The following is a 23,171-nucleotide window of genomic DNA, read 5'->3' as shown; positions in this document are numbered from 1 at the left end:
CCGCTGCGGCACAGGGCCAAATGTTCGCGCTGTTCGCCTCATTGCACCGAACACGAACCCTGGATCAAAAAGACATGGTCAAATTCTTTCTGGCGGCGGGATGGTTGGCCCTCGCCCTCGTCGCTGTTGTGACGCTCGCTCCCATTTACGATCGGCCCATGATTGCGCCGCCTAACGTCGAGCGCTTTGCCGGATTCTTCATCCTCGGTCTCGTGCTCGTGCTGGCCTACTCGAATCGCACTATCCTCATAACCCTAATCGTCGTCGGCAGCGCAGTTATCCTGGAGGCCTTGCAGCTGCTAACTGCTGATAGACATGGTCACCTCATGGATGTGCTGGTCAAAGTGGCTGGAGGTGTCTGCGGGATCTCTGTCGTCATTCTCGCGCGCGTCGGCATAACTCAGGCAATGACCAAGATCGTATCTCGCGGATGATCGGGCGACGGCTCTGAAATACGTCTGCTCCTAGCGACCGCTACAAGCTGAGGCGGCGCGAATAGCTAGGCTAACCCCGTCATGGATGATCTCTGGCTGATCGCAGCTATGTTGTCGCTCGGCTTGAGAGCCGGGTGCATTCTGCGGGTCCAACAGCCACCGCGATGGCACCGCAAATTGGGCCGGCGGCTGCTCGAAACGACGCTGGCGCCCTCAGTGTACTAAGCAGGTTTTTGGACAGCGAAGCCAATTTTCAGGTGGAAGTCTGTCCCGCTTCTCTGGAGCGGTGATTGCATCCTTGCGACCACGTTCGCGCGCCAGCGCCGCGTTGTTGGTTTGGCAAACAGCTGCGGCAGCGACGCTTCAAGGCTAGGCATCAATTGCCCCATAATTGATATAGCGCTCCAATTTTTGCGCCTGCAAGATGGAGCGATGGTGTAGTCGTTTCTGTCAGGCGCCCAAGTGATGATCCGATATGCTGCAAGCACACTTGCCATAATGTATTGGATTTGCGGCCAACCGGCCTATTGCGGTTTTGAACAGCAAGTCGCCGCACCCCTTTCGTTCGCGCTGTTCTGCGTCCGATATCCCGAAGATTGCCAGCAACATGGCGATCTGCGCATCACAGATTTCCGTTCTCGTAGTCAGCGATGGCGACAGCTCAACCAGATCAATTCCATGGTCAATTTCAGCATCATGCCGAAGGCGTTAGCGGCAAGCCGGAATGACTATGACTGGCAGATCTTTCCCAGCGAGGGAAACTGCGCGGACTATGCTGTCACAAAGCGGCATCTCCTGCTGCGAGCTGGTTGGCCGAGTTCGTCTCTTCTCCTTGCGGAGGTTGGCATTCGGGCAACCGGAGAAAACCACCTGGTTCTGCTTGTCCGAGAAGGCAGAGCTATTTTGGTTCTCGACAATCTGAGTACGGCCATTCTCAACGTCAACGAAGCTTCCGACCAATACGCTTTCCTGCGCATACAATCGCGTCACGACCCGCAACTCTGGACACGCAGGCTTACCGTATCGTAGCTCCGTGGAATTGCCGAGAGTCGACGAGACCTGGTCCATGCGCGCCTTGGTCCGAAGTCATGGCGGGTTGGCTTATGACGCGCTATCAGCCGACCGCAGCTGACTGGCTCGGGCCCAAGCCCACTGCTCTGCGTCTGTTGTGATTCAGGAGGATTCACGCAGGACCGCGAGGTCAGCGTCCGCGCCGGCAATCGCCTAAAATTGGTGCAGGGATGCGCTTCCGTCACCATGCACTTCCAGGCTTAACGGGCGTATAGTCGAGAGAGATCGCGGTGAATCCGGTCCATTAAGTTCGCTCTCGAAGGGCGTGCGGTATGTCAGGCCCTCACATGCCGACACTGACGATCCGATTCGTGTGAACTGTGTACTGACGCAAGTTTTATACTCCGAGCCGTCGAGCGAACAACGCATCGCGATCAAGTCTCTCGCACGTTTCACCGCAGCAACTTCGAAGCATTCGTTTCTCGCGCAGATATTTCGTTCGTACCGCTCAGGGCTTTACTCGCGGAGATTTTCGATGATCGATCTTAGCGGCTACAAGCTGACTTTCGACGATGAATTCAATTCCAGGAGCATTTCACTTACTGGCGTCGGCACGAAGTGGGCGGACACCAGAGCCGAATGGCGGGGCGATGCGGCGTCCGACGTTGGCTTCGGCACCAGCTCTTTCGTCGACCCCAGCTCGGGATACGATCCTTTCTCTGTTTCCCAAGGAGCGCTTGCGATTACCGCTGTTCCGGATCGTACTCCATTCGGAGTTCCGGGAAGCTGGGAGTCCGGACTGATAACAACCCAGGGAAATTTCTCGCAACAGTACGGCTACTTCGAGATACGGGCAGAGTTGTCGTCGTCACCGGGTGCTTGGGATGCATTTTGGCTGCTGCCCGTGAAAAATCTTCCTGACCCGAACGGGCTCGGGCGGTGGCAAGAACTCGATGTGGTTGAGCACTATGGCGTCTGGAGCAAAGGGGTATACAGCACCATTCACACAACCGACCCAGTGCTGAATGAAAACTGGCAGACGCAGCTCCAGGTCTACAGCGAATTGCCAAATCCTGGTGGCTATCATACCTATGGCGTGAATTGGCAGAATGAGCAGATCAGTTTTTATATCGATGGCCAGCTGGTTGGGAGTCGCGCAACGCCGAGCGACATGCATCAACCAATGTACCTTCTGGCGAATCTGGCAACGCAAGAGCCCGCAAGCCTCGCGCAGGTACCTATCACCATTAAGATCGATTACATCCGCGTTTACTCTGCCGACCCGTCGGCCACAGCCGTTTCTCTAGAGCCAGTCTCATCTCCCGCGGGTGATGATCCCGGGACCTACGGTGCTGTAACCGCGTCGAGCACACCCCAAGCAACGCCGACATCAACATCGATCGGCGCCGGTCCCGATCGACTCGTCTTCAAGATCAGCGAAGATGCCTATCTTGGAGACGCGCTCTACACCATCTCAGTCGATGGCAACCAGGTCGGCGGGACACTGACGGCCCATGCATCGCATGTGGCCGGTCAGTCCGACATCGTTGCCGTGCACGGGGATTGGGGAGCCGGCGATCACACCGTCCTGGTTCACTTCCTTAACGACCGCTGGGATGGCACCCCGAATACCGACCGTAATCTTTACGTGGACTCCGTCAGCTTCAACGGAGCGAACCTTCCGCAAGGCGCCATCGGAAACGTACTCGGACAGACCTTCAGCTTCCATGATGCTGCATCGGCCGACCCGACCACGCCGGTGATAACGCCCCCACCGCCGACAAATTCGACCGGTACGCCTTCACGGCCACAAAACGGCTCATCACTATCGATCGGTGCCGGTCCGGATCAACTCATCTTCAAGATCAGCGAAGATGCCTATCTTGGAGACGCGCTCTACACCATCTCGGTCGATGGCAACCAGATCGGCGGGACATTGACCGCCCATGCATCGCATGCGGCCGGTCAATCCGACACCATTGCCGTGCACGGGGATTGGGGACCCGGCGATCACACTGTCCTGGTTCACCTCCTTAACGACCGCTGGGACGGCACCTGGGATACCGACCGCAATCTTTACGTGGACTCCGTCAGCTTCAACGGAGCGAACCTTCCGCAAGGCGCCATCGGAAACGTGCTCGGACAGACCTTCAGCTTCCATGATGCTGCATCGGCCGACCCGACCACGCCGGTGATAACGCCCCCACCGCCGACAAATTCAACCGGCACGCCTTCACAAACACAAAACGGCTCATCAACATCGATCGGCGCCGGTCCGGATCAACTCGTGTTCAAGATCAGCGAAGATGCCTATCTGGGCGACGCGCTCTACACTATCTCGGTCGATGGCAACCAAGTCGGTGGGACATTGACGGCCCATGCATCGCATGCGGCAAATCAATCCGAGACCATTGCCGTGCACGGCGATTGGGGACCCGGCGATCACACTGTCCTGGTCCACCTTCTCAACGACCGCTGGGACGGCACCCTCGAAACTGACCGCAATCTTTACGTGGACTCGGTCAGCTTCAACGGTACGAACCTGCCGCAGGGCGCGATCGGAAACGTGCTCGGCCAACTCTTCAGCTTCCATGATCTAGTTTGATAGATGGGTGGAACCGATAGCTCGGCCCGTGAACGGTCGGCTCCCAGGGGTGAATGGCGACACCGAGAAGGGCCGCAACTGAGCCAATGGCAGCGCCTTATCTAGCGCCGCGAAACCAAGCGGAGGCGTCCCGATCGTCTCCGGTTTCGAGACCGGTAGGCCATCAGTGCTCTGGCTGGTTCGTGAGGCAGCATGGCCGCAAGCACGAAGAAAGCAATCAGCGCAATTTTCTGAACGATCGGGAAAGGCTCAGAGCCAACACTCGCTATCAATTTCGGCAACATCGAAGCGCGTGAGCTGCTTGCCGATACGATTTGAAGGCAGAAGCTGCGCTCGCGATAGTAAAAGGCGCCCTGCGGCTCGACCAATCTTCGGCCCGGAGCCACTCGAGCAAGAATCGCGCGCAAATGCTCGGTACGTGCCACAAACCTCTTGATATCGCGCTGCAGCAACGAAGCGCTTGGAAGCTGACCGAGCTGCGAATCGTTGAGGCCGTGCACGCGGTAGTTTCCCAGCTCTTCGGAAAGGCTGACGACGTCCCCAAAGAATGGAGCAACAAACAAAATCACTCCGTCAACGGCCTTGTCATAGTCCACCTCGCGCAGCAGCTCGCAGACATCCCGACGAAATACGTTTCCAGACGTCGGTGGCGTCTTGTAGACGCCGCGTCTGAGCACCTCATCGACCAATCGGTCGCGCTCCCGAAACGATTCGAGCGACGAGAATGATCCGACAGGCCTGCTTTCGGCATCGATGAGCGCCAGACCAAATTGAAGTTTTGCAACGCGCTCGTCTAGTTCGGCCAAGATTCTGGCCAGTGAACCTGGCTTGAGCTCATCATCGGCGTCGAGAAACAAGATGAATCTCGCTTGGGTCTTTTCTAGCCCAAACAGGCAGGCCCCTAGCTGCCCGCGGTTTTCGATCTTGAATGCAGTCACCGCATAGCGGGTGATCGTCTCCCAGGAGCCGTCAGTTGAGCCATCGTCCACCACCAGGAGTTCGCAGGCATCGCAGTTCTGGTCTAAGACACTCCTGATCGCTCGCTCAACGTAAGCCTCGTAATTGAAGCAGGTGATGATGACGGCGAGCTGGGGAGCATCGCTAGCCTCTGTTCTCGAGCACGTCGTCGCTGTAGCTGCGTCACTGACATCGCTTGCTTCAGGCGTGAGCATGAGTGGGACCTGACGCCTCTTCGTAAATCGCCAGCGTTTGACGAGCGACTCGCTCAATTGTAAGAAACTCTAGATTGAACTGACTTTTCTTTTTCCACTCCAGCACGGCTTGTCGGTCTTGGAGCAAACAGCGCAATACTTCGGCAAGTCTTTGCGGGTTGCCCACGGGAACGAGAACGCCTGCTTGTCCCTGTTCAAGCAATTCAGGAATTCCGTCGACATCGGTCGCGACGATGGCGCAGCCAGCTTCCCGCGCTTCCGACAGCACCAGCGGAGCGGGATCAGCGTGCGACGGCAACACGAATATGTCGGCCCCTGACAGGAACGGAAAAGGATTATCTTGAGGACCCAAGAAGGTCACCGCCGACGCGCATGCCATCGAGCTGACCTGGACGGCATATTGCTCGCGGTGCGGACCGTCGCCCACAATATATAAGCGTCCTGCTCCAAGCGCCGCGTAAACTATATCGAACGCAGAAAAGAGGTCCGATAGCCCTTTTCGCGGATGCAGTCCGCCAACGAACACAATCGCCGGTGATTGAAGCGAGGCTGGCGTGCGATCCTTTTGCTCGAAACGCGCTGCACCGATTGTTCCGTTCAGAACCACGCGGATCCTCGACTGTGGGATGCCTCGTCTTCGCATTGACTTGCCAACGGCTGCACTAACCGCGATCACTCTCGCTCCGAGGCCCATAAGGACTGCGCTTGACTGGAATTCATTGTGAACGGTTGTGATGAGCGGGATTCCGAGCAACTTGCAAATTGGCCAGGCAAGGACAGCGCTGGTCATCATATGGGCATGAACCACCTCTGCCCGCCAATCGCGCATCAGCCGATAGAGCGACAGCGTGGCCTGCAGCAGCTCCTTAGGTCGACGCTCCAAACCAATGCGGATGTTTTCGACATTGTTTTCCGCGAGCAAGGCATCAAAATCGCCGCCGCCGCTCACCATCGCCACCTGATGGCCGAGTTTCACCTGCGCACAGGCGAGGTCCACGGCGGCATGCACATGACCATTCAGCCGGCGTGTATGATTGAGTAATTGTACAATACGCATGCACACCTGCGGCAAATAGCCAGGGAAGATGCAAGACACCCAGTGCTTGGTCCGGCGCGTTCACCGGGACGATTGACCTCAAGAAAAAAACAACCAACGATGCTTGCGTTGCAAATACCCTGCCAAGGTGACATCGGCCGAAACACCAAAGCGCTGTGCCGAAAAAAATCCGTTGACGGGGGGAACCTCTAACTTGATCTGGTTCCTCTGCTTGCTATTGTGGCTCGTCGGTGGCTTTCACAGAGCTTGGCCTGGCAAGCCGACCTAAGCTGTGTTCGGATGCACCAAACTGGCTTTGGCGCTCCGAGAGTGCTGCACCGCCACAAGATCTTGCCACACTGCGAGTTTACGTTCTCGCAACAGGTGATCTGTCACTTGACGGGTTCGTCGGTTGGGCAAGCGAGGCGAGGCGTCGAACTCCGGCCGGCGTGAGGGGGCGCGAAACCGATCGCAAGGACGTTGTTTCAGCTCAGCTCTTCGAGGGGACTTCGCGTATCGCGGGACACTGTAATGGAATACGCGGCGATCGGACTGGCAATTTTCGGAGCGGTGTTGGGGCTGCGCTTCCGATTTCGGGCATTGCTCCCCTTTGCCTTGCTTGTCCTGTTTGTCACGATCTTCCTGACACTTAATCAGCGCCTCGGCGGGCTTGAAACCGTTCTTGCCGTCTTAGCCACCCAAGCCATCTTGCAAGGCGGTTACTTTGTCGGCGTCATTATCCGCGCGCTGTTTCGTGCCTATCAGCGCAAGCTGATTGCGCCAGACGAGCTGGCTGCAGCGGATAAGCGCAGCTCCAATTCAGGATCGATCGCCTCCAACTGAGGCCGATCACCCGGCTCAGCCTATGACCGCAACCCAGCCGACTTGCGCCGGTCCTCATTTTGCGAGGACCAACAGCGAGTAGCCGCCTAGCAAACGCACCGCGAGATCCGCATTGAAGGCAAACATCAGGCGGCGGGGCACTCGCATGAGACGGCTTGTGAAGGCCTGATTGGGCAATTCCAACCGACTAGCGGTGTAACAATGATCGACAATCGTGTAGCCGCAATCCTCGAGCGTGGCCAACGCTGACTGTTTGAAGAAGTAGTGAATGTGTCCGACATTGCGTCTGAGGTCGGCAATCGGCCAAGCCCGCAAAATGGATTGCGCGGAGAGATCCAACGGGATGTGAAAGATCTTAAATGTTCCAAACCTACGCAACTGCTTTATGAATGAGATATAGTCCTCAACGTGCTCGATCACGTCAATCGCGAGGATAACATCAAATTCTAAATCGTGTTCGCCGAGGAGGTTGCTTAAGTGAAACTTCGTACGTTGAGTACTTTTTGCTGCTGCGCGCCTGAACGCATCGGGCGAGATTTCGTACCCCGATAAGCGCGCATCCGGAAACGTCCTTTCCAGGTTCAACAAGATCTCGCCCGTCCCGCAGCCGATCTCGCATATACGCTGGGTCGGGATGTTGTTTCGCCGAATCATCTGCGCGACGTGACCCGCCTTCCACGGCGCATCCTCCTCATGCCATGTCGGATTGTTCTTTCCGTAAGCATCACCCTCGTACAATTCCTTCATTACGCAAACCTTCTCAAAAGATGGGGGAGCGTCGCCTATGATTTCCTGCCTCATGCCGCTAAGACAAAGCCTCCAAGTTCAAGCTTGATTCCGCCGCGGTGGCTACAGCGTGATGAGCGGATCTTCGCAGACTATCTGCCAGCTCCGCGTACAGCTTCTCCGCATTGTAGCTTTGGTGGACAGTTTCGATTGCTGCTCGGCCAAGTGATTGGTGATTGCGCCAGGCATCGAGGATGGCGGCGGATAGACCTGTTACGTCACCGACGGGAAATAGCACGCCATTAACTCCGTGCGTGACCAATTGCTCAAACGCCCGTATGCGGCTCAGAACCACCGCCGCACCGCAAGCCATTGCCTCCAGGACAGCAAGTGCCACCGCCTCGTTCGCCGAGGGCATCACGTATACGCCGCACCGGCACAGCAAGGAGCGCACCTTGGATCGGTCGACAAATCCATGAAATCGCACCCGGTGCGACAAGCCGAGCTTGGCGGCGAGCCCCTGCATCAGGTCCTTATCCGGCCCCGTGCCGACAATATCCAGTGTCCATTCCTCTGGCAGGTTGGCGAGTGCGCGAATGAGGTCGGTCGTGCGCTTTTGCCTGTTGGTCAAACGCGTGATTGTCAGGATCGTTTTGGAACGGCTCGCGGCCGCATCCGGAAAGAACTCCGATACGTCGCAGCCGTTCGGCTGGAGACGGGATCGACCGCCATAGCGACTGACGATGCGACACTCCTGCTCGGTTTGACCATAGAGCAACGCCGCCCTGCAAAAGCTATCGCGTTTGAACAGCTTCACGACACGATCCGGCAGGCCGCCATGATCTGCACCGACTATTGGCAAATCAATTCGACCTGCGAGGTGATCGAACCTGCCGCTCCAATATTCCTGCACGTACAGCAGATCAATTCTGTCCGCTGCCAGCGCTTTCCGAAGCGGCCGCATAAATGCAATCGTGTTCAACCGTTCCTCAGCATATAGGGACCAGCGCGAACGGCGCGACAGGCGCTTGACCCACACCCGTTCGATCAGCTGGTACCAACTCTCGAGCGGCAGAAATCGAACGTCGATCCCAACATCGGTGGCAAACTTTCCCGACTCCCGCAGTGAGGGGATATAGAGCATCGGCCTAATCCCGTTTCGGCTCAAACCGCGAGCATAGTACCACGCCCAATCGTTTCGATACCGCTCGAGATAGCTAGCGCGCGTCTGACCCTGCACCCACCCAAAAAACCCTTCGAAGGAACTGCAGCTGAGCAGCATCGCGACATTGATGCGCTTTGCTTCAGCCGCGGGCCCTAACGATGACATGTGCGGCATTCTTGCTCGTGCTGAAAACTCTTTCATTCAGGCTCAGTCCGGGTCTGGTCAGCCATTCGTTTTCTCGACCAACGCTACCTGCGCGGGGCTTGCGCCAATTGCCCGTCAAGATTCGTGCCACGCCGAGAGGTCATGCGCTCCGAATGCACATACCAGCCGTCCCACTGCGAGAACTCCGCGAAGACTCGCTTGTATCCGTGCGTCGCAAGAAGCGCCTGAATCGCAGCTTCCGTTTGTCGATTCTGCTCCACGCTGAGTAGATCGATGCTGTAGCGGGAGAAATCGAAGCTCTTTAGGATATCGTACTCGCTCCCCTCGGTATCTATCGACATGTAGTCAATCCTGCGGGGAGCATTGCAGTCCGCCAGAAGCTGGTTCAGCGAAACCGTCTCAACTTCGATCTCCTGGCCGGCAGAACGCACAGCTGCAAAGTGGTCACCCGAAGCGAACTCGGCTACCCCGCTGAGCTCCGGATCCACTTCGTTCGTTACCAAGAAACGCACCTTCTTGCCTGAGCTAGAGCTGATGCACCGACGATCCTTGCGCGAAGTCCGGTTCTGTGCGAGCGCGTCGTGCCAGATTGGATTCGGCTCAGCTAGAATTCCTTGCCAGCCGTATTCCTTTTCCAACAGCCAGGTGTTGCTATTCGTAACGCCGTTGGTTGCACCAAACTCAACAAAGAATCCGCCCTGCTTCTCTCCGAGCTCGTAGCTGACCCACAGGTCTTGAAGTATTTGCGATCGCGATCGATCGCGATTCAGAAAGCAATAGGCCAAGAAGCGGATCTCGTCCATCCGACCAAAACGTTCCACTTCAGGGCGCCGCAAGCGGATGCCATTGAAGATCATCCTGCGCAACGACGCGCTTTGTGCGGCCCTGGAGGCAACAGAAGCGAGCGCGGAAATCCCATGCTTAGTAAGCGATCGCATCATTATTCTCTAAATACCCCTCGCTGGAACGGTCAGCTGAGATCGTGAGAATTCGGCTGGTAATTCGCCGGTCCATATAATTCTTAAATATGAACGCCCCTCAGAGTTGGCACGCAAAATGCTACAAGCAATTTATTGATCTGAGCAACATCTAATTGCGGAGCCCGCCTAGCACAAATCAATTTGCGACCGTTACGCGTGTTTTGCGTCATTCGGTGCGTTGGAGTTTGGTAATTTATGAAATCACATAGGCTAGCCGAGCGCGTCAGAGCCGCCGATGGAATCGATCTGATATCCGTCGACGTCTTTGATACGCTTCTGCTGCGAACCGTGCGCTCCGCTCGCTCACGTATTGTGCAAGGTGAGCATTTATTCAGCAACCTTCTTCGGGCGCGCGGTTGGCAAATCGAACCTGTTCTGCTGGCGAGAGCCAGACAAGAAGCCGAGCGAATTGCCTTCCGAGCGCTCGCCGTGCGCGGTTCCGGTGAAGTCCGACTGCCCGACGTGATCCATCGGCAACTTCGCTTGCTGGGTCTTCCGGATTCCTTGATCGTTGCGCGATTGGCAATTGAACTCGACATCGAGAAGACCTCGCTCGTTGCAAACCGGACCTTGGCCGGATTTCTGCGCGCACGCCGAGCGGCGGGCAGCCGCGTTGTCGCCGTCAGCGACACCATGCTGTCGTCTGCTGACCTCGATGGACTAATCTCGCATTTTCATGGGCACGATATTGTTGATCAGATCTACAGCAGCGCCGATCAGAGATGCACCAAGCGTGACGGTGCCCTGTTTGCCCGGGTCGCCGAAGCAGAAGGGGTGTCCTTAGGACGAATTCTGCACATCGGCGATGATCCGCATGCCGACGTCCGTCGCGCCTCGGCACATGGATTAACTGTCATTCATACACCCCGGCCGGTCTGGTTCAGCTATTTGCGCAAGGCGAATGGCGGTTTGGTTGCTGCTCGGGCCGCATTGTCGCGACCAAAGCGCGGCAAATGCTCGGTAGCGGAGCCACCCGAAAATGCGTACGCGTTTGGACGTGTTGTCCTTGGGCCCATCGTCACTCAGTTTTGTTTGCTGATTTGGCTATACGCCGCCGAAGTGAACGCATGCGACAAGGCGACCTTGCTGTTCTGCGCTCGCGGCGGTGTTGGAATAAGGGAAGTCTTCGAACGAGTCATCGCTCGGCTTTCGCTGCCGCTCGGCATGCCACGGCAGAACTTCATGGTCTCACGCCTCGTTGCGGCGCGCGCTGCGGTGCTGGTTCGCAGCGCTTCCGCGCTCGAGGAGATTGCCCGTGAGTTTCGCGGCCGCTCGTTTCTTGATGTAGCTTGTGCCCTTGGTGGAGGACGCTACGAGCTGCCAGAGGAATGGAAGCAGCCATTTCGTGCAGACGTATTCTTGACCATGTTGTTCGACGATCGCGCGAAGACGGTTTTGTCTGACATCCGCGTGCAGAACGCGTTGTTCGAGCGGCACTTTGCCAAACTCCGGGGCGATGCTCGCCGAATTCTGCTGTGCGATACCGGTCTCTACGGAAGCACACAGCGGCTATTGGCCAGTGCCTTTCCGGCGCTACAAATTGAAACCATTCAGTTTGCCCGATCAAACTATAAGGGACACAGCGAAGAACATTTCAAGCAGGTTTTCGGTCTCTTGGTTGAGCGCAATCGCTATAGTCCGCTCGACGTCCGTTCCTCAGTCCTGCGGTATTGGCATCTGATTGAGAGCCTGTTCGAGCCCAGGATCCCCTCGGTCACTTCCTTTGTCGACGAGGGAGAGGATGTCGCGGCCAATTGCGGCGACATCCGGTTTGGGATCAGCGATGCCAGCCTCGGAAACGAATTGCTGTCCGGTGCGCTCAGTTACGTAGACAGCCTTCCGATCGACGGCGGGGCAACGGCATTACGCGATGCCGATGCCGCCTGGCTTCGGCTCAAGCGGGCCATTACGCGGCCTACCGCCGGCGAATTGCGATGCCTCGAAGTGCCGGGCCGATCCGTCGACTTTGGCAGACCCGATGTGCTGCAGGCATTGCGCGCCGAGCAGCCCCAGCCGGTGTTGAGCAGGCTGGCATCGCTGCGATTTGAACTCTGGCGTGAGGGCGCAATAGCTCGGCAATTCCCCGTTCTTAAGCACGCTCTGCTGCCGATGCTTGATTCCATACATTCTATCAGGGGCATGATGGCTCGCCAGCATTGAAAAAGCCGATGCCGAATCCAGCAGCACTTCACGTGCCGTCTCCGGTCAGCCGCGCTGGCTCCGCGACTCTGGTCAGGACGTGTCGCAGCGTACTCGAGTCAAACCCCGGCGGTGCGCCATGTCGCTAGAACCGATCGGGATTTTGACCATCCTACTCGGGTTGCTCTGCCTGCCGCTCGGTTATCGCGCCACTTTCGGCGTGCTGATGGGCACTGCCCTGTTTGGCGCGGCCGCCGCCATCCTCGTCGGCGGCGCAAACATTCAACCGGCACACTTGTTCTTAAGTTTTGCCATGGCAGCAGTGCTCGCTCGGCGCCACGAGGCTGCCGCTGCGATGCGAGCCATCAGCTACGGCCAACCCGGATTCTGGCTGTTGTGCTTGGTGATCTTTGGCGTCGGCTCTGCTGTCCTGATGCCGCGCTTACTGGCTGGCGCAACGCAGATCGTTCCGCTTGGCGCGTCGGAATACGCCGACACCGGCTCAACCGTCCCGCTTGGGCCCGTGTCCAGCAATTTTACTCAGTCCGTCTACATGGCAGCGGATCTTGCCTGCTTCGGGATCACGGCCGCGATCGCAACGACTCATGCCGGCTTTCGCGCCGTTGTCGCCGCAGTACTCGGCTATTGCGCCGGAAACGTCCTGCTCGCCATGCTGGACATCGGAACGTATGCGACAGGCACCCAAAGTCTCCTCGATTTCATGCGGAACGCCCGGTACACAATGCACGCCGATGATCAGGTCAACGGCGTAAAGCGGATCGTCGGTTCATTTCCCGAAGCTTCCGCATTCGCGCGCGCCACTCTCGGAGCGTTCGCGTTCACCGGCACCCTCTTTCTGAGCGGTAGGATGCCAATGCTCACCGGCCCGATGGCGCTTGCATCGCTGGCGCTTGTCGTTCTGTCAACCTCCTCGACAGGATTTGCTGGGGCTCCACTGGTCGGCTTGATCCTCTACGCCGGACTTCTGCGGCGATCGGGCTTTCAACCGAACCGTCCGCTCAGTTCCGCGGCCGTGCTATGCACGCCGATCCTCCTGGTCATCGTGATCTTGGGTGTGCTCCTCGACGAACGAGCCAGCGAAACGGCGCGTACCTATGTCGATACGTTGATTCTCAACAAATCCTCTTCGACCTCGGCCATCGAGCGCAGCTCTTGGAATGCGGCTGCCCTACAGAACTTCTATGACTCCTTTGGTTTCGGCGTTGGGCTCGGAACTATCCGCACATCGAGTTTTCCGATCGCACTGCTTGCCAACGTTGGTATTCCGGGAACTGCCTTCTACCTCCTTTTCGCGGCAACAGCCCTGTTCGCACCATTGAATGGTCCGCGGGCTTATGAGACCGACGCTCGCCTAGCCGCGCGCAATGCATGTTTTGCTCTCATCATTGGCGACACGTTGGCAGCTCCATCCGTGGAGCAAGGTCTGCTGTTCTACGCTCTCGCCGCGCTGGCTTGCGCTTCACCGCGGGATCACCTCGAAGGAGTGTTGCTCACGCCGTCCAAACCATCGGGAGCCAAAGCATGAATGCATCCAGCAGTTTTGCCGTCAATGGCCGCTATCTGACTCAGCCCACGAGCGGCGTGCAGCGCTACGCCCAGGGCGTCACGGCGGCAATGAATCAGGCACTAGTCGGGTCCGGCGCAATCGTTCCGATCATTGCCCCCGCGGCCGCCCCCGATCCTCGGCTTCAGGCCATGCCGCTCATTACGGCGGGGCCGCTCGGCGGACACCTCTGGGAGCAATTGGTTCTTCCCGGGCGGTGGCCCGGACGGTTGCTCAATCTCGGCAACACAGCGCCGGCCGTCAAACCGGATCAGGTCGTGTGTATTCACGACGCCAACGTGTTCGACGCACCGGAGAGCTATCGACCAGCGTTTCGCGCGACCTATCGCGTGCTGCAACCGCTGTTGGCAAAGCGCGCTGCAAGGATCACCACCGTTTCAGCCTATTCGGCCCGACAACTTGCCCGGCACCTGCCGCTACGCGCCGCGGACATTGCAGTGCTTCCAAATGGACACGAGCACGCCTTGGCCTGGGACCCCAGCCTCGCGCGCAAGGATTGCCAAGTTGCGGCCGGCGCCCGGTTCGTGCTGGCGCTCGGATCGCGCGCTCCGCATAAGAACCTGCAGCTGGTTAGCACCATCGCGCCGGAGCTCGCCGCAATGAACATCGGCGTGATCGTCGCCGGTGGCGGCGCGGACATATTTTCCCCTGAGCTTCTAACGGAAGCATACGACTTAACCCTCCTCGGCCGCGTCACAGATGACGATCTCGCCTATCTGATGGATCGCGCCTTGTGCTTGATCTTTCCATCATGGACAGAAGGTTTCGGACTTCCGATCATCGAAGCCATGGCGCGTGGTTGTCCCGTCGTTGCCTCGGATCGCGCCAGCATGAGCGAAGTATGTGGCGATGCCGCTTTGCTCGTCCCCCCCGACGATCCACGACGCTGGGTTCAATGCATTCGGCAGCTCTCGACATCCGGCGATCTGCGCGATGAACTGGTCGGACGTGGCCGCGAGCGGATCAAGATGTTTTCTTGGGCGCGCACCGCGGCTGGATATGTCGAGCTGATGGAAGAGCCTACATCGGCTCTGAGAAGGCGTGAGACCACCGTTGGACGCATGCCCAGAGTGGCAGTGGCAATCGCAACACGAGGACGACCCGAAACGGTGACGGCAACCCTGACTCACTTGCTGCAAACCCAAACCCTCAAGCCGGACGCCGTCATCGTGTCTTGCGTCAACCTTGAAGATGCGGGCGATGCCGCCAAGCTGCCCGGCGTTCGGCTTGTCACCGGCCCCGGCGGCTTGCCGGCTCAGCGAAATACCGCGTTGGCCGTGCTCAGTAATGAGGCCGACGTGATCGTGTTCTTCGACGATGATTTTCTTGCGGATCCCGATTGGTTGGCCGCGGCCGCGCAAACGTTTCGAGACGAACCAGAGGTCGTCGGCTTCACTGGTTATCTTTATGCTGACGGCATCCTCGGACCGGGTCTCAGCTTTGATGAAGCGCGGCGCATCTTGACGGAAGGCACGCTGTCGCCCGAAGCACCGCGCATCGAACCATTCAGCCCGTACGGCTGCAACATGGCTTTCCGTATGTCTGCGATCGGCAACATTACCTTTGATGAGCGGCTCGTCCTCTACGGATGGCAGGAAGACCGGGATTTTGGCGCAGCGCTCGCAAAGCGAGGCGGCCGCCTGATCAAATCCCCCCGCGCCCGAGGCGTGCATATGGGACTGAAGGCGGGCCGTGTTGCCGGAGATCGCCTGGGCTATTCGCAAGTCGTCAATCCAATCTACCTGCTGCGCAAAGGCACGATGACGCCTCGGCAGGCAACCATGCAGATCTTTCGGAACGTCGCCATCAACCTGGCGCGCGCCGCCAGACCTGAACCTTTCATCGACCGGCGGGGCCGGCTTCGCGGTAACGTGCTCGGTTGCGCCGACGTCCTGAGAGGCCGTCTTGAACCCGAGCGAGCAGCGACCATCATACTGAGCGACAAGAGCTCGGGCCCGCGACCACTATCTCCAAGCACAGGCACTCGCGATGACGCCACTGCCTCGTGAAGCCGCGCGAGCCGGCACTCTTTCCGCATCGGCGACCAGGCAATGCCTCGTCGCAACGTGCAGGCATTGAGTCGTGCTTGCCCGCAAAACCCTCTTGGGCGCCGCTTGGACTGTGTCGTCCAGGCTAACAGCCCGGGCTATCGATTTCGTCACGCTTCTGGTGCTCGCACGCATCTTAACGCCCGCTGATTTCGGCCTCACCGCCCTCGCCGCTACCGTAACGATTATTGCGGACATGGTGCTCGAGGTACCAACGCTGCAGGCTCTGACGCGCTTGCCAAGCGTAGCGAAGTCGCACTTGGATACTGCCTTCACCTTGAGCGCGCTCCGAGGCATCGCCTTGACATTGGTGCTTTTGCTCGTGGCGTGGCCCTTTGCGCAGATTTACCAGGATTCCCGCCTGGCCAGCTTGATCATCGTGAGCGCCATCGGACCCTTGGCTCGCAGCCTGTATAGCCCTGGAATGGTCGAGCACACCCGCAGCCTGGCTTTCAGGCCAGTCTTTGTTACCGAGATCTTTGGCAAACTTGCCGCAGCGATCATTGCAGCGACAGCAGTCAAACTTGGCGCTGGGTACTGGGCCATCGTCGCCAGCGGCATCGCAGCGTCCTTGGGCGCCACGTCGATGTCGTACCTGTTGGCCCCTTACAGACCAAACCTCTCGCTGTCGAAGTTTCGGGAGTTCTCGGCTTTTCTGGGTTGGCTGAGCGGCGCCCAGATCATCATCGCGCTGAGCTGGCAGTTTGATCGAATCCTGCTTGGCTATTCATCGAGCAAGGCCACATTGGGTCAATACACCATCGCCAGCGATCTATCGGTGATGCCAACCCAGAGCCTGATAGGCCCGGCGATGCAGCCTCTCATGGCCGCACTGTCGCAGATCAACCAGAACCAGGACCGGCTCCGTCACGCCTATTCGAAGGCGTCCCGGCTCACGATGTCACTTGCCGCGCCGGCTTGCATCGGAATGTCATTGACCTCGGACTTGATCGCCGAGGTCCTGCTGGGCCCGCAGTGGGGCGAGGCTGGAATCTACTTGCGGTGGCTCGCATTATCGACCGTCCTCAGCGCGTTCTATCAGCCTCTGCATTCGTTGGCGCTGGCCACCAATCGAACCCATCTGGTGTTTCGCCTCACCCTGGTCGAGCTGTGCGCCAAGATCCTGCTTATGTGTTTGGGTTTCTACTTCTATTCGCTTGCAGGCGTGGTGGCTGCACGGGCCGCGGTCTCGTTTATCATGTTCGCCCTCTCCTTGATGGGAGCCCGGCAACTGGTCGGGACCAGCGTCGCGTCTGAGGCGGCCAATCTATGGCCAATCGCCGCCGCATCGGCGGTGATGACCCTTCTGGTGATCAGCCTGCGATACAAGCTGCCTGAGCTCCATCTGGCTGCGTTTTTTGAACTGGGAGTGATCTCTCTGTTCGGCGCCATTGTCTATGTCGGCGCACTGTATGGCTTTGGTGTTCGGATCAGCGGCCGCGCAGGGGCGGTGTGATGGTCGAAGTGCACGATGCAGGATCAAGGAGAGCGAGATGACCGAGAAGGGGCATGCAACAAAACGCCCGACCTGGGCAGTCACGATAGTCGCGCTCACGGTCGGGATTTCATTCGGTTCTGCGTTCGCGGCCGAGCAGCCTGCATCGTGTGAACTTCATCCCGTCTTGCTTGAAGACTTCAACGAGCTCAGTGTCTCAGCGACCCGCCTGGGCGCAGCCCGTTGGACCGCACACACCCCTTGGTCGGGCGATTTCGGCGACGCGGCATTTGCCAATCCGGGACCGAGGGGGCCATTCAAGGTGGAAGACGGAGTTCTCACCATCACTGCTTCGAAGGATCGGAACGGCAAGTGGACGTCGGGTCTTCTGGCTGCGGCCGATGCTTCCGGCGCCGGGACCGGAACCCGGTACGGCTATTCCGAAGCACGTATGAAGATGCCGCCCGGTCCGGGAACGTGGCCCGCATTCTGGCTTGCCGCTCTGAAGCCCGCCACGGTGACGGAAGGAAACGTCGAACTTGATGTCATCGAATATTATGGGCAGTTCACATCCGCTTATCAGGCCGCCACGCACATCTGGTACAAGCAACAACCGCAGAAGACCCGGGGCGAGGGGCAGAAGGTCACGGTACCGAACGATGCGCTTGTGCAAGACTTCCACACTTTCGGCGTAGATATCTCGCCGCAGGCCATTGTGTTCTTCTTCGACAGAACCCCGGTGTGGAGCCAACCAACTCCACCTGAACTCGACGGTCCGCTCTACCCTCTCGTGAACCTGGCCCTCGGCGGTGGTTGGCCGATCGATCAGACACCCAATCCTTCCACGCTGTTGGTCGACTATGTCCACGTGTACGGGCGCGGGCCTGGTCCGGCCGAAGGCTGTCCGCCTGCCCCTGAAGTCCTACCACGCTGAAGCATAGATGTCCGCTCGATCCCAATGCGCAATCACAGCACATCTTTGATCAATTCGCGAAGGGCTGACTGCATGAAAGTCGCGATCATTCACTATTGGCTTGTGGGGATGCGCGGGGGCGAGAAAGTCCTCGAAGCTCTTTGCGAGATGTATCCCGAGGCGGACATCTATACGCACGTCTATGTTCCAGAAATGGTCTCCGAAACTATTCGCAAACACCGCGTTGTTTCGACCTTTATCAATCGGCTACCGCGCGCTCCACGCATGTACAAGACCTATCTCCCGCTCATGCCGCTCGCTCTGGAGCAGCTAGATTTGCGCGACTATGATCTGATTCTCAGCAGCGAATCCGGACCGGCAAAAGGCGTCATTGCTCCTCCTCACGCCCTCCACGTCTGCTATTGCCACACACCCATGCGCTACATCTGGAATATGTTTCACGATTACCGAGCCAGCGCCGGTTCGCTCGCGCGGCTGGCCATGCCCTCGCTTGCGCACTATCTAAGACTGTGGGATGTCGCTTCCGCCGCACGGGTCGATAGCTTCGTTGCCAATTCCGCAACCGTCGCCGGCCGCATCCGCCGCTACTACGGTCTCGACGCCAACGTGATTCATCCTCCAGTGGATACTGCAGCATTCTCGCCGTGCCCCTCCTCCGAACTCGGCGACTACTATCTGATGGCCGGCGAACTTGTGTCCTACAAGCGGCCCGACCTTGCGGTACGCGCGTTTAACGAATTGAAACGGAAGCTGGTGGTCATCGGCGGCGGCGAGATGTTATCCGAGATTCGCCGCCTCGCCGGCCCGACCGTTTCCGTGCTCGGACCGCAGCCGTTCGAGGCACTCAAGCACCATTACGCGCGCTGTCGCGCGCTCATCTTCCCGGGAGAAGAAGACTTCGGCATGGTCCCGGTAGAGGCCATGGCGAGCGGACGTCCGGTGATCGCTTTCGGGCGGGGGGGCGCTACCGAAACAGTTGCAAACGACCTGACTGGTCTCTTCTTCGACGAGCAGACCATTGATGCCATCAGCAATAGCATTGCCCGATTCGAGCGAATGACCTTTGAGCCCGAGGCTATCGTTGCTCACGCCCAGCAGTTTGGCCGCGAGCCATTCATCCGCAAAATGTGTTCGCACATCGATTTCCTTTTCGCCCAACGCGCCAGATCGGAGACAGCAAAGCAAGGAAGCGCTCGGCATGATCTCAACCCTCAATTGACTGTTTCTTGAGCACAGCCTGCACGGCATTTGGGCTCTGTAACATCAATTTAATGGGCGATACTGCTTTTTGTTTAAATGCCAATTCTTGTTTGCGCGAGCAGATGCGAGCCGCTCCTTTTGGACTGTACGCGTTCATAAAACGATTGAGTTGAGGGCGTGGAATGAACATCGCCGGCGAATTTCGGCCCTACGCGACGGCGACAGAAGCCGCCCCTGATCAGGCAAGATCTCTGCTTCTGCTACGCGACTTCTTACGTCGCGAATGGCGTCTTATTGCCTTCATGACGGCCGCCTCGTTGGCGCTTGGCTCGCTCTACGTCGGGATGGCGCCTCGCAAGTTCACGGCGCAGGCTGACATGTTCGTTGATACCAAGGGAATTACTTCGCCACGAAGTGAGAATGTCCAGGAACATCAAGGCGTAGACGACGCTGTTGTGGAGAGCGAGATCGAGACCACTAGGTCCGAAAAGGTCGGCAAAGCGGTCATAAACAAGTTGCATCTCACGGATGATCCAGAGTTCGTCGCCTCGGGCAATGCAATCACAAGCCGCTTGGCCCGATGGTTGCGGCTAACGAAACCGTCCGAAGAAAGGCCTTCGTCTGCCGAGCTAGAGCGACGCGCGCTTGGCGTTCTCAAGGACAATCTGCGCGTCACCCGTTTGGGCCGCAGCTACGTCGAGCAGATCGCCTATACTTCGCTTGACCCGGACAAGGCTGCACGGATCGCCAATGCTTTCGCCGATGCCTATATCGAATATCGGCTGCAGGCAAAGTACGAGGCTACCCGACGCGCCAGCGTTTGGCTGGAACAGCGGATCAGCGAACTCCGTCAGCAGGCCAGCAATGCCTACAAAGCCGTACAGGACTTCAAGGCCGAAAACGGCATCATCATTGGCGTCGAAGGCAAACTGGCGAGCGAGGTTGAGCTCGATCAGCTCGGCGTCGCACTGGCCAAGGCTCGTGCCGACACCAGCCAAGCTCGCGCCAAGCTCGAGCGCATACAACGCATCCTCGAACAACGACCGGAGAAGGAAAACTTCACGATCCCAGATCCGGTTGTCACGGATGCGCTGAACAGCCCGGTGATCACCAAGCTCCGTCAGAAATACCTGGAGAACCAAAACAAGCAAGCCGAATGGAGCGCCCGCTACGGTGCCGAGCATGAGGCCGCCAGGAATCTGCGATCGGAAATGGCAGCGCTGCAACGGTCGATGTGGGATGAAATCTCCCGTATCGCGGAGAGCTATAAGAGCGAACTCCAGATTGCGAAGTCGCAGGAGGAGGCGATCGATAGGCGAATGATCGAGATCTTCCAGCAATCCGGGGCGACGCGGCAAGCTCAGGTTCGCCTGCGGGAGCTGGAAACGGGTGCGAACACCTATCGTGGCATCTACGAGGCTTTCCTGTCTCGATTCACCCAGTCAGTGCAACAGCAGTCGTTTCCGTCGACCGAGGCCCGCGTGGTGACGGAAGCGTCGGCGCCTACAAAGCCAAGCTCGCCCAAGCGCGCCATCGCCTTGGCTTTCGCAGCGATGTGCGGGCTCGGCCTGGGCACGCTCGCAGCAATAGCCCGAGAGCAATTCATGTACCGGAGGGTCCACACACGTGACCAGCTCGAGAAGCTGTTGAGCACGCCCTGCCTGGCCGCTTTCCCAGCTGTTTCAAAGCTGCGGACGCGGTGGCGCGGCGGTCACGCCAGCGCCTTCCAGCAGATCAACAAAGCCGCTCCTTTTTCAGCTACCGCCGAGGCGTTGCGTTACATCAAGGTCGCCATCGACCTGCATCCGGCCAAGCCAAAAGTGATCGGCATTACGTCGGCCCTTCCCGGTGAAGGGAAGACAACCGCCACCGCGGCGCTCGCCGCATTCCTTGCGAGAAGCGGAGCCCGCACGCTTCTGATTGACTCGGATCTGCGTAAACCGGCCTTGTCCAAAATGCTTGGCTACGAGCGCCGGTTGGGGCTGCAACGGATGGTGGTCGATCGGTTGCGTCTCAAAGACGTGATCATCAACGACCTCAATTTCAACTTCGATGTCGTCCCCTCGCCATCCGGGGCACCGCCCTCGAACAGCTCGGATGTGCTTTGTGCGCCATCGGTCAGGCTGGGACTGGAGCGAGCTCGCGAGGACTACGACTACATCATTTGCGATTTGCCGCCGATCTTGCCCATCGCCGACGTCAGAGCGGTCGCAAGCCTGTTTGACGCTTTTGTGATGGTGGTTGAATGGGGCACGTCCACCAACGAGGTCCTCAAGGCAATCCAGTCATCGCCGCTTGTTTCAGAGCGATTGCTTGGCACCGTGCTCAACAAAACCGACGAAGCGTTTATGCGTCGCTTTGAGGGTTATTCCGATCGGCGTTATTCCTATTATCAAAACTGAAGGAAGGTACGGCGCTGCTGCCGCCCTTTTCAAATCGCAAAGTCATCACGAGCTCAATTGATACAACGCTGAAAAAATCCGCTGGCTCTGCCGAAACTTTAAACTTGTATTAATTTTGCACCGCGTCAGAATTTAATGTGCTCGCATTGGGGGCGATGAGACCACAAGACAAGAGGGGACGAGTTCGAAGGCTTTTTAGGTTTTGTTTTATGGAGTTCCCGCAATGGCCAATGTGGTCGATACACGCGGCGAGTTGCCTTTCATTTCCGCAAAGAGACGTTCTTCCGCCCACGTAGCACCGCGTCCCGTGGGTACAGTCGTAAAGAGATCGATTGATCTCGTATTGGCGGCTTTTGGCATTCTGCTGCTTTCTCCTTTGCTATTTCTTTGTTGCTCGGCCTTGATTTTGTTCTCGCCAGGACCGGTGCTGTTCCGTCACAGACGGGTTGGCTTTAATGGTCAGACCTTCGACTGTCTGAAGTTCCGTACCATGGCCCCTGACGCAGCGGAGCGGCTGCAACGGTTGTTGGAGTCGGATCCTGCGGCCGCCGCCGAGTGGAAGGCCACTCGCAAGTTACGCGCAGACCCTCGCGTCACGCTGTTGGGCGCAGCGCTGCGTCGCTCCAGCCTCGACGAATTGCCTCAGTTGTTCAATGTCATTCGCGGTGACATGAGCATCGTCGGGCCTCGGCCGGTCACCGAAGAAGAACTGGCGCGGTACGCGTACAAGGTCGACGCCTACCTTGCCTGCCGTCCTGGAATTACCGGCCTTTGGCAAGTGAGCGGTCGCAGTACAACCACTTACCGCCGGCGCGTTGCCTGCGATGCGTTCTACGCGCGCAATTGGTCCATGGTACTCGACACCAAGATCATGCTGGCTACCATCCCGGCTCTATTCGAGGATGCAGCATATTGAAAGTCGACTCGCCGCCCCGACCGAACATCTCTGAAGACAGCAGGCCTGATACCCTCTGCGAGCACAGAAAACCATTTGAACCGAAGATTTGATCACCGCTCGATTGGAATCCGACTTTAAGCCGTTGCGACACTCTCGAGTTGCGAGATCGATCGAACCATTGAGGGATGATGATGAGAGCGAGCTCGACCCAGGCCACAGCTTTCGAATCCGTTTGCTCGAACTGCGCGACCCTGGCGGTTACGTTTCAGTGTGCTGACGGAGCTCTCGATGACACGCCAGTTTTTTGCACGAACTGCGGTCGCTTGCGCGGCCTCATTGGCGCGGTCAGGAAGATGGCGCATGAGCCCGCCGCCCGCACCCCAACCCCCACCC

At 58.2% G+C, this 23,171-nt stretch carries 17 protein-coding genes; 12 read left to right on the top strand and 5 right to left on the bottom strand.

The genetic code is table 11. From position 1 onward, the window contains the following. Positions 1 to 20: 20 nt before the first annotated feature. The 3 genes from I6F31_RS33575 (at position 21) to I6F31_RS33565 (ending at position 4,050) form a co-directional block, all read left to right on the top strand. On the top strand, positions 21 to 434 hold the full coding sequence (locus I6F31_RS33575) for a VanZ family protein (protein ID WP_225186835.1): 414 nt from the start codon (positions 21 to 23) through the stop codon (positions 432 to 434). Between the two features lie 465 nt (positions 435 to 899). Beyond that, on the top strand, positions 900 to 1,463 hold the full coding sequence (locus I6F31_RS33570) for a transglutaminase-like cysteine peptidase (RefSeq protein ID WP_225136188.1): 564 nt from the start codon (positions 900 to 902) through the stop codon (positions 1,461 to 1,463). Between the two features lie 517 nt (positions 1,464 to 1,980). Then, entirely contained in the window at positions 1,981 to 4,050 is a 2,070-nt protein-coding gene (locus I6F31_RS33565; RefSeq protein WP_225186834.1) for a carbohydrate-binding domain-containing protein, read from the top strand. Between the two features lie 101 nt (positions 4,051 to 4,151). Here I6F31_RS33565 and I6F31_RS33560 read toward each other — a convergent pair whose 3' ends face one another. Then, positions 4,152 to 5,222 (bottom strand): glycosyltransferase family 2 protein, encoded by a 1,071-nt coding sequence (locus I6F31_RS33560; RefSeq protein ID WP_225186833.1) that lies wholly within the window; start codon positions 5,220 to 5,222, stop codon positions 4,152 to 4,154. Further along, complete coding sequence (locus I6F31_RS33555; protein WP_225186832.1) at positions 5,209 to 6,279, bottom strand: glycosyltransferase family 4 protein; 1,071 nt, start codon at positions 6,277 to 6,279, stop codon at positions 5,209 to 5,211. Before I6F31_RS33555 ends, I6F31_RS33560 begins: the two co-directional genes overlap by 14 nt. Positions 6,280 to 6,789: 510 nt before the next feature. Here I6F31_RS33555 and I6F31_RS33550 point away from each other — a divergent pair. Next, the gene (locus I6F31_RS33550; protein WP_157286778.1) at positions 6,790 to 7,101 is read left to right on the top strand and encodes a hypothetical protein; all 312 of its coding nucleotides are present in this window, start codon (positions 6,790 to 6,792) and stop codon (positions 7,099 to 7,101) included. A 54-nt stretch (positions 7,102 to 7,155) separates the two neighbouring features. On the opposite strand, the gene I6F31_RS33545 is transcribed toward I6F31_RS33550, so the two are convergent. The 3 genes from I6F31_RS33545 to I6F31_RS33535 form a co-directional block, all read right to left on the bottom strand. After that, positions 7,156 to 7,848: a class I SAM-dependent methyltransferase gene (locus I6F31_RS33545; protein WP_036035408.1), complete on the bottom strand. Its 693-nt coding sequence runs from the start codon at positions 7,846 to 7,848 to the stop codon at positions 7,156 to 7,158. Positions 7,849 to 7,906: 58 nt separating this feature from the next. Further along, positions 7,907 to 9,109 carry a glycosyltransferase family 4 protein gene (locus tag I6F31_RS33540; protein WP_225186864.1) on the bottom strand — a complete coding sequence of 401 codons (1,203 nt, stop codon included), beginning with the start codon at positions 9,107 to 9,109 and terminating at the stop codon, positions 7,907 to 7,909. A gap of 131 nt (positions 9,110 to 9,240) precedes the next feature. Next, the gene (locus I6F31_RS33535; protein WP_311735356.1) at positions 9,241 to 10,098 is read right to left on the bottom strand and encodes an FkbM family methyltransferase; all 858 of its coding nucleotides are present in this window, start codon (positions 10,096 to 10,098) and stop codon (positions 9,241 to 9,243) included. A gap of 234 nt (positions 10,099 to 10,332) precedes the next feature. Between I6F31_RS33535 and I6F31_RS33530 the strand changes: the two genes are divergently transcribed. The 8 genes from I6F31_RS33530 to I6F31_RS33495 all read left to right on the top strand — a co-directional run bounded on the left by I6F31_RS33530 (position 10,333) and on the right by I6F31_RS33495 (position 22,796). Beyond that, positions 10,333 to 12,297 (top strand): hydrolase, encoded by a 1,965-nt coding sequence (locus I6F31_RS33530; RefSeq protein WP_225186831.1) that lies wholly within the window; start codon positions 10,333 to 10,335, stop codon positions 12,295 to 12,297. 118 nt (positions 12,298 to 12,415) lie between these two features. Beyond that, entirely contained in the window at positions 12,416 to 13,822 is a 1,407-nt protein-coding gene (locus I6F31_RS33525; protein ID WP_225186830.1) for a hypothetical protein, read from the top strand. Next, positions 13,819 to 15,870 carry a glycosyltransferase gene (locus I6F31_RS33520; RefSeq protein WP_225186829.1) on the top strand — a complete coding sequence of 684 codons (2,052 nt, stop codon included), beginning with the start codon at positions 13,819 to 13,821 and terminating at the stop codon, positions 15,868 to 15,870. The genes I6F31_RS33525 and I6F31_RS33520 overlap by 4 nt, the downstream gene beginning before the upstream one ends. Before the next feature lie 73 nt (positions 15,871 to 15,943). Beyond that, positions 15,944 to 17,365 (top strand): oligosaccharide flippase family protein, encoded by a 1,422-nt coding sequence (locus I6F31_RS33515; protein WP_225186828.1) that lies wholly within the window; start codon positions 15,944 to 15,946, stop codon positions 17,363 to 17,365. Between the two features lie 37 nt (positions 17,366 to 17,402). After that, entirely contained in the window at positions 17,403 to 18,278 is an 876-nt protein-coding gene (locus I6F31_RS33510) for a glycoside hydrolase family 16 protein (protein ID WP_225186827.1), read from the top strand. Positions 18,279 to 18,350: 72 nt separating this feature from the next. Continuing rightward, entirely contained in the window at positions 18,351 to 19,508 is a 1,158-nt protein-coding gene (locus tag I6F31_RS33505) for a glycosyltransferase (RefSeq protein WP_225136167.1), read from the top strand. Between the two features lie 152 nt (positions 19,509 to 19,660). After that, positions 19,661 to 21,880: an AAA family ATPase gene (locus tag I6F31_RS33500; protein WP_225136165.1), complete on the top strand. Its 2,220-nt coding sequence runs from the start codon at positions 19,661 to 19,663 to the stop codon at positions 21,878 to 21,880. A 223-nt stretch (positions 21,881 to 22,103) separates the two neighbouring features. Further along, positions 22,104 to 22,796 (top strand): sugar transferase, encoded by a 693-nt coding sequence (locus tag I6F31_RS33495; RefSeq protein WP_225136163.1) that lies wholly within the window; start codon positions 22,104 to 22,106, stop codon positions 22,794 to 22,796. Positions 22,797 to 23,171: the final 375 nt, after the last annotated feature.

Origin of the sequence: Bradyrhizobium sp. NBAIM01, from assembly GCF_020194115.1 — a bacterium.
In the GTDB taxonomy this organism is placed as follows: domain Bacteria; phylum Pseudomonadota; class Alphaproteobacteria; order Rhizobiales; family Xanthobacteraceae; genus Bradyrhizobium; species Bradyrhizobium yuanmingense.
This window is presented reverse-complemented; position numbering and strand designations above follow the sequence as displayed.

Coding starts and splice junctions, on each gene's coding strand:
- I6F31_RS33540 (WP_225186864.1), bottom strand. CDS start 9,109: ATGCTGCTCAGCTGCAGTTCCTTCGAAGGGTTTTTTGGGTGGGTGCAG.
- I6F31_RS33520 (WP_225186829.1), top strand. CDS start 13,819: ATGAATGCATCCAGCAGTTTTGCCGTCAATGGCCGCTATCTGACTCAG.
- I6F31_RS33565 (WP_225186834.1), top strand. CDS start 1,981: ATGATCGATCTTAGCGGCTACAAGCTGACTTTCGACGATGAATTCAAT.
- I6F31_RS33500 (WP_225136165.1), top strand. CDS start 19,661: ATGAACATCGCCGGCGAATTTCGGCCCTACGCGACGGCGACAGAAGCC.
- I6F31_RS33560 (WP_225186833.1), bottom strand. CDS start 5,222: ATGCTCACGCCTGAAGCAAGCGATGTCAGTGACGCAGCTACAGCGACG.
- I6F31_RS33535 (WP_311735356.1), bottom strand. CDS start 10,098: ATGATGCGATCGCTTACTAAGCATGGGATTTCCGCGCTCGCTTCTGTT.
- I6F31_RS33575 (WP_225186835.1), top strand. CDS start 21: ATGTTCGCGCTGTTCGCCTCATTGCACCGAACACGAACCCTGGATCAA.
- I6F31_RS33545 (WP_036035408.1), bottom strand. CDS start 7,848: ATGAAGGAATTGTACGAGGGTGATGCTTACGGAAAGAACAATCCGACA.
- I6F31_RS33505 (WP_225136167.1), top strand. CDS start 18,351: ATGAAAGTCGCGATCATTCACTATTGGCTTGTGGGGATGCGCGGGGGC.
- I6F31_RS33555 (WP_225186832.1), bottom strand. CDS start 6,279: ATGCGTATTGTACAATTACTCAATCATACACGCCGGCTGAATGGTCAT.
- I6F31_RS33530 (WP_225186831.1), top strand. CDS start 10,333: ATGAAATCACATAGGCTAGCCGAGCGCGTCAGAGCCGCCGATGGAATC.
- I6F31_RS33570 (WP_225136188.1), top strand. CDS start 900: ATGATCCGATATGCTGCAAGCACACTTGCCATAATGTATTGGATTTGC.
- I6F31_RS33550 (WP_157286778.1), top strand. CDS start 6,790: ATGGAATACGCGGCGATCGGACTGGCAATTTTCGGAGCGGTGTTGGGG.
- I6F31_RS33495 (WP_225136163.1), top strand. CDS start 22,104: ATGGCCAATGTGGTCGATACACGCGGCGAGTTGCCTTTCATTTCCGCA.
- I6F31_RS33525 (WP_225186830.1), top strand. CDS start 12,416: ATGTCGCTAGAACCGATCGGGATTTTGACCATCCTACTCGGGTTGCTC.
- I6F31_RS33510 (WP_225186827.1), top strand. CDS start 17,403: ATGACCGAGAAGGGGCATGCAACAAAACGCCCGACCTGGGCAGTCACG.